11 protein-coding genes and 1 pseudogene are annotated in these 11,733 nt (G+C 73.4%); 5 read left to right on the forward strand and 7 right to left on the reverse strand.

The window, feature by feature from the left end; genetic code table 11:
• Nucleotides 1-1,891, forward strand: a 1,891-nt coding sequence (locus IEY96_RS10555) for a hypothetical protein (RefSeq protein ID WP_229791500.1), incomplete at its 5' end; no start/stop codon positions are given.
• A gap of 125 nt (nt 1,892-2,016) precedes the next feature.
• Here IEY96_RS10555 and IEY96_RS10560 read toward each other — a convergent pair.
• Nucleotides 2,017-2,394: a hypothetical protein gene (locus tag IEY96_RS10560; protein ID WP_189194796.1), complete on the reverse strand. Its 378-nt coding sequence runs from the start codon at nt 2,392-2,394 to the stop codon at nt 2,017-2,019.
• A 53-nt stretch (nt 2,395-2,447) separates the two neighbouring features.
• Nucleotides 2,448-2,915, reverse strand: a complete 468-nt coding sequence (locus IEY96_RS10565; RefSeq protein ID WP_229791501.1) for a hypothetical protein — start codon at nt 2,913-2,915, stop codon at nt 2,448-2,450.
• 75 nt (nt 2,916-2,990) lie between these two features.
• On the opposite strand from IEY96_RS10565, the gene IEY96_RS10570 reads away from it, so the two are divergent.
• Nucleotides 2,991-3,611, forward strand: coding sequence for a DinB family protein (locus IEY96_RS10570; RefSeq protein WP_189194621.1), 621 nt, complete (start codon nt 2,991-2,993; stop codon nt 3,609-3,611).
• A 37-nt stretch (nt 3,612-3,648) separates the two neighbouring features.
• Here the strand turns inward: IEY96_RS10570 and IEY96_RS10575 are convergent, their stop codons facing one another.
• Entirely contained in the window at nt 3,649-3,867 is a 219-nt protein-coding gene (locus IEY96_RS10575; protein WP_189194622.1) for a hypothetical protein, read from the reverse strand.
• 269 nt (nt 3,868-4,136) lie between these two features.
• Here IEY96_RS10575 and IEY96_RS10580 point away from each other — a divergent pair, with 269 nt between their 5' ends.
• Nucleotides 4,137-4,955 carry an SDR family NAD(P)-dependent oxidoreductase gene (locus IEY96_RS10580; RefSeq protein ID WP_189194623.1) on the forward strand — a complete coding sequence of 273 codons (819 nt, stop codon included), beginning with the start codon at nt 4,137-4,139 and terminating at the stop codon, nt 4,953-4,955.
• Nucleotides 4,945-5,541, forward strand: coding sequence for a TetR/AcrR family transcriptional regulator (locus IEY96_RS10585; RefSeq protein ID WP_189194624.1), 597 nt, complete (start codon nt 4,945-4,947; stop codon nt 5,539-5,541). Before IEY96_RS10580 ends, IEY96_RS10585 begins: the two co-directional genes overlap by 11 nt.
• Nucleotides 5,542-5,649: 108 nt before the next feature.
• Here the strand turns inward: IEY96_RS10585 and IEY96_RS10590 are convergent, their stop codons facing one another.
• Nucleotides 5,650-6,462, reverse strand: coding sequence for an alpha/beta hydrolase (locus IEY96_RS10590; protein WP_189194625.1), 813 nt, complete (start codon nt 6,460-6,462; stop codon nt 5,650-5,652).
• A gap of 214 nt (nt 6,463-6,676) precedes the next feature.
• Here IEY96_RS10590 and IEY96_RS10595 point away from each other — a divergent pair, with 214 nt between their 5' ends.
• Nucleotides 6,677-7,951 carry an MFS transporter gene (locus IEY96_RS10595; RefSeq protein ID WP_189194626.1) on the forward strand — a complete coding sequence of 425 codons (1,275 nt, stop codon included), beginning with the start codon at nt 6,677-6,679 and terminating at the stop codon, nt 7,949-7,951.
• A 124-nt stretch (nt 7,952-8,075) separates the two neighbouring features.
• Here IEY96_RS10595 and IEY96_RS33120 read toward each other — a convergent pair whose 3' ends face one another.
• From IEY96_RS33120 to IEY96_RS10610, 3 genes and pseudogenes are all read right to left on the reverse strand, one after another.
• Complete coding sequence (locus tag IEY96_RS33120; RefSeq protein WP_189194627.1) at nt 8,076-9,989, reverse strand: ATP-binding protein; 1,914 nt, start codon at nt 9,987-9,989, stop codon at nt 8,076-8,078.
• Nucleotides 9,986-11,236 carry a Pvc16 family protein gene (locus IEY96_RS10605; protein WP_189194628.1) on the reverse strand — a complete coding sequence of 417 codons (1,251 nt, stop codon included), beginning with the start codon at nt 11,234-11,236 and terminating at the stop codon, nt 9,986-9,988. Before IEY96_RS10605 ends, IEY96_RS33120 begins: the two co-directional genes overlap by 4 nt.
• Nucleotides 11,233-11,733: pseudogene (locus tag IEY96_RS10610) on the reverse strand (hypothetical protein); the annotation flags it as partial. The gene IEY96_RS10605 and the pseudogene IEY96_RS10610, both read right to left, overlap by 4 nt.

The raw sequence follows: 11,733 nt of genomic DNA on the forward strand, positions 1-11,733 counted from the left end.
GGCGGCCGGCGCGGCGGTCGCGCTGGCGGCGGTGCCCGGCGAACCGACCGACGCGCAGATCGTCGCGGCGCTGCCGGCCGGCGCCCTGGCCCAGGCGGCGGCCGGCGGGATGGAGGCCGACCTCGACCCCGCCACGCTGGAGACCGACATGCGGGGCGAGGTGCAGAGCGAGGGCGCCACCGTGGGCGGGCTCGCCCAGCTCCTCGGCGACGCCTGGGCGGCCATGGTGGCCGGGGCCCAGTCGCTCGGCGCGCGGGCCGCCGACGCGCTGCTCGAATTCATCATGCTGCCGGACTTCGAGCTGGGCCGGAAGATCGGTTTCGTGGCCGGGTTCCTGCTGCTCCAAGCCGCCATCATCTACTTCAGCGCCGGCAACTACGCCGCCCTCAAGGCCGTCGAGCCGGGACTGCGCACCCTGCTGGTCTACCTGCTGCGCTTCCTCGACCTCGGCGGCGAGCTGCTCGGGGTGCTCGGCCGGGCGCTGCGCCCGCTGCGCGGGCCGCTCATGCGCGGCATCGGCGCCGCGCGCGGCTTCCTCAGCCGGTTCCGCTTCGCCGCCGGGCTCCTCGAACGGGTCGAGGGGCTGGCCGGGCGGATGCTCGGCCTGGGCGACGAGGCGGCCCTCGCCGCGAGCCGGGCAGCCCGGGAGGGCACCGAGGCCGGCGCGTCCCGCACGGCGCGGGAGGCCGTCGAGGCCGGCGTGGCCCGGGAGGGCGCGGCGACCGGCGCGTCCCGCACCGGCCGGGAGGCGGCCGAGGCCGGCGCCGCCCGCGAGGCCACCGAGGCCGGCGGCGCCCGGGCCGGCCGCGAAGGCGCCGAGGGAGCCGCCACCCGGGAAGCCGACGAACTGGGCGAGGGCGCGGTCCGCGCGGCCGACGAGCCGGGCACCCCGACGGTCGCCGACGACGTGGCCAAGGCGGCGCAGCTGCCCGAGGCGATGGCCGAGGCCCGCGTCATCAAGGAGGCGAACGACGTGGTGAACACCCCGATCCCCGTCCTGCTCGCCGAGCTGATGGCGCTCAAGACCCGGTACCGGTGGATCGAGACGTTCGCGGCCACCCCCGTCGGGCCCGGCCGGTTCCACATCGAGCTGATCGCCAGCCGCAACGACCTCGGTGTCTACACCACCGGATTCCGGTCGACCCGCGACACGCTGTCGCGCATCACAGAGAACTTCCAGAACGTGCTGGACGCCGACCCTGCCGTGCGGGCCCGGTTCCGCCGGATCGCCCGGATGGCCGAGACGGACGCGGAGGGCGCGGCGCGCGCCGCGGCGGCCCTGGAGGAGGAGCTGACCAACCGCAGCGGACGCGGCGTGGCGGACCTGTTCGACCAGGCGCAGATGCCGAGCCAGGGCGTCGACCCCCGGGCGGCCGCGGAGGGGCTGTCCCCGCTGGACCGCCCGCGCGGCGCGCCGCCGATCGAGAGCGGGGCCCAGGGCACCGTCGGCGAGGCCCGGCACGCCCTGGAGGTCGCCCCGACCGTGCCGAGACGCGCCAGCGACGTCGTGTCACCGGCGCGGCAGGCAGAACTGCGGGCCGAACTCCTCAGCGGGGAACGAAGCCTGGTCGATTTCGCGCGCCAGTTCCCGCCGGAGGGTGCCGCCCAGGTGTTCCTGCCGACCGGTCGCGGCGGCGGCCGGTACATCGACCACATGTTCGTCGACGGTTCGACGGTGGTGCTGCGGGAGAGCAAGAACGTGCGGATGTTCCGGCTCACCGAGGGTTACCGGACGCAGATCGACAAGGACATCGAACTCCTCACCCGGTTCGTCCACGCCCGGGTCGAGTGGCGCATCACCGGCGCGATCGACGACGCCGCCCGCGCCGAACTCGATCTGCTCGTCACGGAGCTGGGAGGCCGCTTCCGGTACGTGACCGGCGGTATCTGACGGATCAGCGGCCGCCCGGGGAGCGCCGTTCACCTCGCGGGTCGACCGGGTCACGCCCACCACCATCGTGCGCGACCCGGATGATCCGCGGACCGGGGTGTGTTCGCGTTGGCCGCGGCCGGGGCTCAGGCTGATCGGGCGACCCAGTAGGTCTGCTTGTGGCCTCGCGCCTCCATCGTGGCGGCCACCGAGTCCGCCTCCGCCCGGGTGCCGTGCCGGGAGACCACGTACCGGTTGCCGTTGTCGTCCTGCCGCCACACCGTCCAGCTCCCGCGGCGGTCCTCTGTCAGGTGGGCAGGCGTCGGCCAGATCCTTCTGAACGCCTCCTCCGGCCGTCCCGGCGGCAACTCGCGGCTGACCGATACGAACACCGGCCCACGCGTGGTGTCGATACGCCAGTTCTCCCACTGATCCAGCTCGTGCGACGCGAACCGTGCCAGCAACCGCGCCAGCTCCCGGATCTCCGCGTCACCCAGTGGCCCGCCCGGATCCACACTCTCCATGCGGTCAGGATCCCAGACCGAGCCGTGCCACCGGATTCGACGACCTTGACGTCCTAGGCCACCTGGCGGGCATCACGTGGAGAAGCGGTGTTCGGCTGCCGTCCCGCCCGCACCCACGCAGCGGTCAACGCTCCGACGGCGCCGGCGTCAGCTGCCACACACCCCACGAGGCAGGCCGAGAGCTGGGGCTGGGCATCGAACAGGTAGTCCTGGACGGTCACCCACCACACGAAGAGCGCGATGCCGACCGTCGTTGCCAGGAGTGGGGACAGCAGGCGGGGCGCGGGGAGCAGCCCCAGCACGACCACGACGGCGACGGGCAGCGTCAGGGCCAGATACGGCAGGTAGACGGAGAGGTTGGCGGCGAACCGTCCACCAGCCTCCAGGCCGTCCCATGCCTGCTGGTCATGGGGGGAGAGGAACAGGCCGTAGCCGAGCGTTCCCCAGGCGACCGCCACCATGGACGCGGCCAGTCCTCGCCATGCGTAGCGGACCGCGAAGCCCGGCATCGACTCCTTCACGCCGCGAACGATAGCGGTGCGGGGTGCTGCTCATGGGGCTGCGCGCACCGAAAGCGCATGGCAGGGTGCTGACCCATGATCGATGAGTTCGCGAAAGAGTACCTGCACCGGGACCTGCGCGATATCCGCGAGACGATGCTGTGGAAGCTCGACGGGTTGGCCGAGTACGACGTACGCCGCCCCCTGACCGTGACCGGGACCAACCTGCTCGGCCTGGTCAAGCACCTGTCGGTCACGGAGTCCCGGTACTTCGGCGAGGTGTTCGGCCGTCCGTCCCTCGAGCCCCTGCCCCGATGGGACGACGACGCCGCCCAGGACGACACCGACATGTGGGCGTACGAGCACGAGACGCGCGCGGAGATCATCGACCGCTACCGGCGGGTGTGGGAGCACTCGGATGCGACGATCGCCGCCCTCGCGATCGACTCGCCCGGTTATGTGCCCTGGTGGCCACGCCCGAACGTGAAGCTGTTCAACATCCTGGTCCACGTGCTCACCGAGACCAGCCGGCACGCCGGGCACGCCGACATCCTGCGGGAACAGCTCGACGGCTCCACCGGGGCAGCGGCCGAGTACGCGCACCTGGAGCCGACCGACAAGGGGTTCCTGGCAGCGCGGTGCGCGAGGATCGAGCGGGCCGCCAGGGCGGCCGTCGCCGGGCCCGGTAACGACGGTCTCCCCCTCGCGCAGGGCTGAACTGCGGCGCCCGCGACGGCCGGTGCTCAGTCGGAGATCACGTCCTACGCACGAAGTCGATCCCGACCGAGGCCATGAACGGCTCGACGCTGATGCACTCCCAGCCGATCGGCTCCACGGCGTTGATGATCAAATCGATCTCCTTGCGGATCTGCTTCATGGACACCCGGCGTCGGGTGTCGATGTCAAAGCCGGCGCTGAAGGTGACATCGCCCTGGTTGAAGGCGGTTCTGGCGTCCGAGACGAGTTTCTGCATGCGCCATGCGTGTATGAGTCCCATTCCGGCTCCTCTCCGAGGCGGGTCGGTTTCCAACGGTTCGCGGGCCGTCGTCGTTGCCTCGACGCGGCCGATCACGTCGCTGAAATGCGCCGATGTCGCCCGCTGTCCGCCGGGACGTCGGCTACCGGCGGGCGGAATGTTCGTCCGACGCCCCGGAATCATATGGCTGTCCCTCGATGCATGGAAAGCCTGATGCCGAGATCTGTTCTAGAAAGTAGCTCTAGTTTCCGTCTAGGCTGGCGACCATGGCGGAGACGGTGACGGCGGTCGTGACCGGAGCCAATCGCGGCATCGGGTTCGCGGTGGCCACCGAACTGGTGCGACGGGACTGCCGGGTGGTGCTGGTGACCAGGGACCGGACGCGGGGCGAGCAGGCGGTGGCGGCGCTGCGGGCCTCCCCGGGCCGCGCGGCCGGTTCGGCGGAGCTCGTGGTGGGCGACCTGTCGGTGGTGTCGTCCGTCCGGGCGGTCGCGGTCGAGCTCGCCGGTCGCTGCGAGCGGATCGACGTGCTGGTGCACAACGCCGGTGTCTGGCCGACCCGGCTGGTGCGCACCGAGGACGGGTACGAGCAGTCGTTCGCGGTGAACCACCTGGCGCCGTTCCTGCTCAACCACCTGCTGGAGAAGCGGCTGGGCAGGGTGGTCCAGGTCAGTGCCGGCCTCTACGTCAAGGGCCGGGTGGACCCGGACCGGACGCCCTGGGGCGAGGACTTCCACCGGATGCGCACCTACTGCGACACCAAGCTCGCGAACCTGCTCACAGTGCCGCTGTTCGCGCGGCACTGGGAGAACACCGGGGTGACCATCGACGCGGTGCATCCCGGCGTCATCAGGACCGGGCTGGGCGATCCCGGTGGCGCGATGGGCCTCCTGCTCAAGGTGGTCAAGCGCCGGTGGGATACTCCGGAGGCCGGCGCGGCGCCGGTGGTGCGGCTGGCGTTCGCGCCCGGTGAGAGATCCGGTCGCTATTTCGACGGCGACCGTCCGGTGCCGCTCGCGCCCGTGGCGGACGATCCCGCCCTGGCCCGACGGTTGTGGGATCAGGGGATGGCGCATGTCGCCTAAGCAGCAGCGGGGCGAGGCGACCGCGGAGCGGCTGCTGGCCTCGGCGCTGGAGGTGTTCGAGGCGGCCGGCCAGCCCGGCTTCACGGTCAACGCGGTGACGGCCGCCAGCGGGGTCAGCCTCGGCAGTCTCTACCACCATTTCGGCAGTTTCGACGGGCTGGCCGCGGCGCTGTACAGCCGGTGCATGGCGGCGCTGTTCGACGAGCTGATCGCGGCGCTGGGCCGGGCCCGGACCGCCCGCACCGGCGTCCGCGCCATCGTGACGGCCTACCTGCGCTTCACCGAGGACAACCGGGCCGCGGCGCGCTTCATCCACGCCTCGGCCTACGCCGGCTACCTGGCCGCGCACGCCGAGCAGGTCGTGGCGGCGAAGGCGCCGCACATGGCGGCCGTCGCGGGCTGGCTGCGGCCACGCATGGCGGCCGGCGAGATCGCCACCCTGCCGGAGCCACTGGTCGAGATGCTGCTGATCGGCCCGGTGGCGGAGACCGCGCGCCGGTGGCTCGCCGGCGTGCCGGGCATCGACCTCGGGCAGGCTTCCCGCGTTCTGCCCGACCGGATCTGGCGCTCCCTCGCGCCGGACTGACCCGAGGCAGCCAGCTTCCGGGGCGGTGCGTTCGTCCCCAGCCGGTGCGTGCACGGCGGCCAGGTCGGCGAGGGCCTCGGCGCTGCGGCTTCCCGGCTCGGGCGTCCTTCAGGCGCCGGTCGCGGCCGGCCATCCGGCATGCTTCACGGCCCAGGCCAGGACGTAGTCGGCGACCTCCTCCCACCCCTTCTGCGCGGGCAGCAGGTGCGCCCTGCCTTCGTATTCCTTTATCTCGGTGATGGTCTTCGACGACTTGTAGTGCTTGGCGTTGGACCGCTGCACACTCGGCGGCATGAGGTGGTCCTCGCTACCGGAGACGAACAGCAGCGGCGCCCGGTTGTCGTTGTGGTAGTCGACGTGGATGTCCTGCGGGCCGGGCTGGAAGTTCGCCAGCACGCTGTCCCAGAGGATCCGCCCGGATGCCGGTACGTGGTACCGCTGGTAGAGCGCGAGGGACTCTTCCTCGGTGAGGGTGTTGGCGAACGTGTACTTCCACTGCTCGGGCGTGAGGCCGACGGCCTTGTGCCGGTTCGCCGGGTTCTTCAGCACCGGGAACGTCGACTTGATCTGGGACGGCGGGGTGACGAGCACGCCCTCGGTCGCCGCGGAGTTGATCGCCACGCCGGCGGCGCCGAATCCGTGGTCCAGCAGGACCTGCGTGAACGCGCCGCCCGCGGAGTGGCCGATGATGATCGGCGGCTCGTCGAGGGCGCCGACCACCGACTCCAGGTGCGAGATGATCGCCGGGGCCGTCACCTCCTCGATCGGAGTCGGGTCGGCGTTGAGTGCCTCGACCTCCACCTCGAACCCCGGGTAGGCGGGCGCGACGACGTGGTAGCCGGCCCGCTGATAGCGGTCGATCCAGTGTTCCCAGCTGCGCGGGGTCACCCAGAAGCCGTGGACGAGAACGATGGTCTTCATGCGCGGGCGGCCCTTCCGGCGAGGTGTTCGATCTGCCGAGTTGTACCTATTAGACCGAATCGCTCGGTGAGATGTGACAGGAACGAATCAGCCGGGCCTGGCTCGCGCAGCGGCGGCACGTCGAAGGCCTGTACTGCCGGGTGTTGTCAGCGGTTGCCGTCTGACGTCCTCCAGGCGTTGACCTCAAGTTCGGTTCAGCTATCAGGATCTGCCGGTGACCACGACACTGCCGCGCGCATCGGCTGAGGGCGCCCCCAAGACTGCCGGTAAGGGATATCTGGCCGGCCTGTTCATCGATGCCTTGGGATCAGGGCTCTATCTGCCCCTCACGGTGCTCTTCTTTCACGAGGTGACCCGGTTGCCGGTGGCGACCATCGGTCTCGGTCTCACCATCGCGGCGGTCGCCGGAGTGGCCGCCAATCCGCTTGCCGGGGTCCTGTCCGATCGATTCGGCGCGCGGAAAATCATCATCGCCACCTATCTTGCGCGGGCGGCGGGATTCGCCTGTTATCCGTTGGTCGGCAGCTTCGGCGCGTTCGTCGCCGTCGCCGCGCTGGTCTCCGCCGGCGACCGCAGCTTCTACCCCGCCAACAGCGCGTACGTCGCGGATCTGGCGGAGGGCGCTGCCCGGGACCGGCTCTATGCGCTGGTACGCACCGGGCGCAACGTCGGCTTCGGGCTCGGCGGGTTGTTCACTGCCGCCGCGATGCAGTTCGCCGAGGAGTCCGGATACCACCTGATCGCCGGCGCCAATGCGGCGAGCTTCCTGATTGCGGCGGCGCTGCTCGCCTCCACGGGAAGGCCGGCCCGGCCCGCCCACCCGGTTCCGCGCGCAGATCGACAACGCCTGCTCGGGATGTTCGCCGGGTACGGCCGAGTCTTCGCTGACCGGCCGTTCCGGCGGTTGGTCCTGGCCGAGCTCGCGTTCACCTTCGCCCACTGGGTCTTCCCGCTCGCCATCCCTGTCTACGCCACGGTGGTGCTGCACGCGCCCGCAAGCCTGCTCGGCGTGCTGTTCACCATCAACGCCGTCCTCGTCGGCGTCGGCCAACTCACGGTTCTCCGTTGGCAACGCGCCGTACGCCGCACCCACGCCATGGCTCTCGCTGGCGTGGTGTTCATCGCCTCGTTCTGCACCTTCGCACTTGCCGACATGCTGCCTGTCGGCGCCGGAGTGTCGGTCGGGCTCGTGGTCGCGACGCTGCTGTTCACCCTCGGCGAATTGCTCCACACCACACCATCGGCCTCGCTCGGTGCCGGCGCGGCACCGCAGTCACACCGGGGCCGTTACCTCGCCGTCTACCAACTCACCTGGGCGGTCTCGGCGATTGTCGCGCCGGTCGGCGTCACCAAGGTCATCACGGTGAACCCGCAACTTGTCTGGCTGATCGTGGCCGTCATCGTCGCGGTGGCCAGCGTGACCGTGCTCAGGCTCGCCTCCAGCCTGCCCACCGACGCGGTGTGGCCGGCGAAGGACGACGCCCGGTGACTCCACTCGCGACGCCGCCCCGTATGCCGTCGACCCGCCCCGATCGCGGCAATTGCGACCCGGGCCAGGGCCTGCGGAGGAGTGGGCCGCCAGGTACTCGGACCCTGAACCTGTGGATCAAGAGTCAGCGGCCGCCCAGCGAGCGTCCGTTCTTGGCCAGTTCCCACCGGGTGGCGGTGGCCACCTGCTCCCCGGTGATCCCCTCTCCGTCCGCCCCGAGGTACGCCGCGGTGAGCGCCGCCGCGGCGATCCCACCGCCGGGCAGGTCCACGGCGGCGAGCCGCCCCGGGTCGATCCCGTCCACCGGCACGGCGTCCGGGAACGCCCGCCGCCACATGGTCTCCCGGGCGGCCCGGTCCGGGTACGGGAAGGTCACCACGATCCGCAGCCGGCGCAGGAACGCCTGGTCGAGCACGGACCGGGCGTTGGTGGTGAGGATGGCCAGCCCGGTGAACGACTCCATCCGCTGGAGCATGTAGCCGACCTCCAGGTTGGCGTACCGGTCGTGGCTGTCGCGCACCTCGGTCCGCTTGCCGAACAGGGTGTCCGCCTCGTCGAAGAGCAGCACGGCCGCGCCGTCCTCGGCGGCGTCGAAGACCCGGCTGAGGTTCTTCTCCGTCTCGCCGATGAACTTGCTGACCACCTGGCTGAGGTCGACCACCACGAGGTCCAGGCCCAGCTCCCGGGCGATCACCTCGGCGGCGAGGGTCTTGCCGGTGCCGCTGGGCCCGGCGAAGAGCGCGGCGGTGCCCAGGCCACGGCTGCTCCGCTCGGCGAAACCCCAGTCGTGCAGCACCCGGGTGCGGTGGTGCACGGCGGCGACCAGCGACCGCAGCTGCGCCACGTGGGTGTCCGGCAGCACCAGGTCGGCCCAGCGGGCGCGCGGGCGGACAACCCGGGCCTGCCCGCCGTAGCGGCTGCGGGAGCGGGCCCGGCACGCCTGCCACAGCGGCGTGCCGGCGGCGGCGTCCCCGGCGGCCAGCTCCAGGTCGGGCAGGGCCAGGTCGAACACCCCGGCCACCGCGGCCGCCTCGCCCGCCGCCCGGTCCGCCAGGTGCCGGTCGAGCGCGGCGTCCAGCGCCGCCGCGCGTTCCGCGATGGGCAACCGGGGTACGCCGACCAGCACGCCGTCGGCCAGCACGGTGTCCAGTGCGCCGAACACGGCGACCGGGGCGGGCAGCGTGCCGAGGGCGCGGATCAGCGCGCGGGCGTCCTCGGGGCGGGCCCCGTCGGCGTCGAACGCCCAGGCGGCCGGCGCGAGCAGGCTCTCCCGCCCGATGAGGCGCAGCAGCCGGTCCCGGTCGCGTACCGCGGAGGGGAGGTCGGCCACCGCGACCAGCCGCAGCTCGCGGCCGGCGCCGTCGGCCGCGGCGGCCGCGACCACCGGCAGGTTGGCCGGCTGCGGCCCCTGGAGCACGGCGGGCCGGCCGTGCTCCCAGACGGTCCGGATGGTGGCGGCGACGGCGGCGAACGCGGGCGGCAGTGAGGCGGGCGGCGGGACGGGCCGGGCCACGGCCGCGAGGTCGGGTTCCAGGTAGCGGACGCCCATGAGGTGGTGCAGCACCCGTTCCTCCGTGACCAGCGGGCTGCCGGTGGGGGTGTCCGGGTCGAGCAGGCGGACCAGGTCCCAGCGGCGCAGCGGCGCGTCCGGGGTGAGCGCGCTCCAGTGCGCGCCGGGCAGCGCGGCCAGGGTGAGGCCGAAGGTGGGGCGGGGCTGCCCGTGCGCGGCGGTGAGTTCGTCGGCCACCTCGCCGGCCAGCTCCGGGCCGGTGGCCAGCAGCAGCACCGCCCGTTCGAAGCCGGTGAGGCGCAGCGCGGCGGCGAGCCCGTCGAGCGCCGTGGGCCGGTCGAGCAGCGCGCGGGCCGCCGCCAGCCGCCCCTGCGCCGCCGCGAGTTCCGCCCGGTCGGGTTCCCCCGGGTACGCGACGAGCCGCACCCGCAGCACGTCCAGCTCGGCGACGAGCGCCAGCCGGTTCGCCTCGTCCCAGGACACGCCGGGCGGGTCGGCCGGGCGGGCCCGGCGGTCGGCGGCGGTCACGGCACGGTCAGGGCGGGCGCGCCGTAAACCTCTCCGACCAGGTCGGGCAGGCTGTCCACCCCGTCGACCTGCACCCGTACCAGCCAGTCGCCGCTGGGCACGTCGCCGGCGGCGAGGGCGAGCCGGTCCTGCGGGGCGGCGTCCGGGGCGAGCGGGGCGAGCCGGATCGCGAGCGCGTCCGGCTCGCCGGCCGGGCCGGGGGTGAGCCGGCTGAGCAGGACGGTGGCCCGCTGCCGGGGCATCAGCGGCGGGGCGACCCCGAGCACGATGTCGGGCGGCCCGTCCACCACCGACGCGGTGGGGCGGACCAGCAGCGGCAGCGCGTTGGAGCCGGCGGTGACCCGGGCGGGCTCTCCGCCGCCGGCGGGCGTGACGTGCGCGACCCGTACGCCGTGCAGCCCGGCCGGCACGGTGCCGTCGAGGGTGACGGCCAGCGTGGTGTCGGTGCCACCCGGCTCCGGGGTGAGGGTGGCCGGTCCGACGTGGACGCGGGTGGTCTGCCCGGGCCGACCGCGCAGCCCGGCGCCGCGCAGCTCGACCCGGTCGCCGGTGGCGGCGGTCCCGCCGGGCGGATCGGTGACCAGGGCGGTCAGCACGGTGGGGCCGCCGGCGAGGACGGTGACGGTCCGCTGCCGCACCGGCAGCGCACGGCGCGGGGTGACGTCCGCCTCGACGAGCGCGGCCGTCGCGACGTACGTCTGGGAGAGCTGGTGCGGGGTGGCGAAGGTGGCCCACAGCTTGGACATCTCCTCCACCGACAGCGTGTACGGGGCGACCTTGACCCGCTCCACCTGGTCGGCCAGGTCGGACTCGGCGAGGAAGGCGGTCGGCACGTCGTCGGCGTACAGGTCGATGGCGGCGGTGACCACGTCCCGGGTCAGCGTCGGGGTGACCGCGAGGGCGAGCACGGCCCGGCCGAGCAGCCGCTGCGCGTCGAGGGACTCGGCCTCCCCGTAGCAGGTGAGCAGGTAGTACAGGTCGAGCGCGGCGACCGGCCGGCGGGTGAAGCCGCCGTCGCGGCCCCGGGTGGGCAGGTCGCTGAGGTTCCAGGCGTGGTTGGGGCGCACGTCATACAGGTAGATGTTGATGCCGGGCGCGGAGACCAGCGCGGTGTCGGAGAGCTGGTTGGGACGCAGGGTGGTGACGGTGGCGCCGCCGACCGGCCCGGGGTGGGTGGTGTCGAGGGCCCGTTCGAGGACGTACCGCAGGGTCGAGGTGACCGCGGCGATGGCGAGGCTGTTGCTCATCGGCCCTCCCGGCGACGGGCGAGGTACGCGGCGTGGTCCACCGTGGATTTCGCCGGGGGCGCCGGCGCGGGCGGCGGCGGGGTCGGCGCGCGGGTGACCACGACCCGGTCGATGTGTAGGTGGACGTCAACGGCCGGCGGCGCGTCCCCGGCCGTCCCGGGCGGCGTGGCGGGCGCGGGGCGGACCGGGCCGGTACGGACCTCGGCGGTGCCGGGCCGGGGCGGCGCGCCGGCTGGGGCCGGCCGGTCCACGAAGACGAGGCGCTCCCCGGGCTCCACGGCCCGCCGGGCGGTCAGCGCCGGACCGAGGCGTTCCCGCAGCAGCCGGGCCAGGTCCGGCACGACGGCGGGCGCCGGGGTGGGGGCGGTCCGGCGGGCGGCGGACGCCGGGGCCGGCGGGGTGGTCGGGACGAGGGCGTCCGGCCGGGCGGCGTCCGGTGGCCGGGCGGGCGCCGGGGGAGTGGCGGCGGGCGGGTCCGCGACCGGCGGGCCGTCCGG

The organism is Micromonospora fulviviridis (assembly GCF_014648395.1).
In the GTDB taxonomy this organism is placed as follows: Bacteria; Actinomycetota; Actinomycetes; order Mycobacteriales; family Micromonosporaceae; genus Micromonospora; species Micromonospora fulviviridis.

Bases quoted from the DNA above. Each gene is read 5' to 3' on its own strand.
- IEY96_RS10560 (WP_189194796.1), bottom strand. From the start codon at position 2,394: ATGGAGAGTGTGGATCCGGGCGGGCCACTGGGTGACGCGGAGATCCGG.
- IEY96_RS10570 (WP_189194621.1), top strand. From the start codon at position 2,991: ATGATCGATGAGTTCGCGAAAGAGTACCTGCACCGGGACCTGCGCGAT.
- IEY96_RS10575 (WP_189194622.1), bottom strand. From the start codon at position 3,867: ATGCAGAAACTCGTCTCGGACGCCAGAACCGCCTTCAACCAGGGCGAT.
- IEY96_RS10580 (WP_189194623.1), top strand. From the start codon at position 4,137: ATGGCGGAGACGGTGACGGCGGTCGTGACCGGAGCCAATCGCGGCATC.
- IEY96_RS10585 (WP_189194624.1), top strand. From the start codon at position 4,945: ATGTCGCCTAAGCAGCAGCGGGGCGAGGCGACCGCGGAGCGGCTGCTG.
- IEY96_RS10590 (WP_189194625.1), bottom strand. From the start codon at position 6,462: ATGAAGACCATCGTTCTCGTCCACGGCTTCTGGGTGACCCCGCGCAGC.
- IEY96_RS10605 (WP_189194628.1), bottom strand. From the start codon at position 11,236: ATGAGCAACAGCCTCGCCATCGCCGCGGTCACCTCGACCCTGCGGTAC.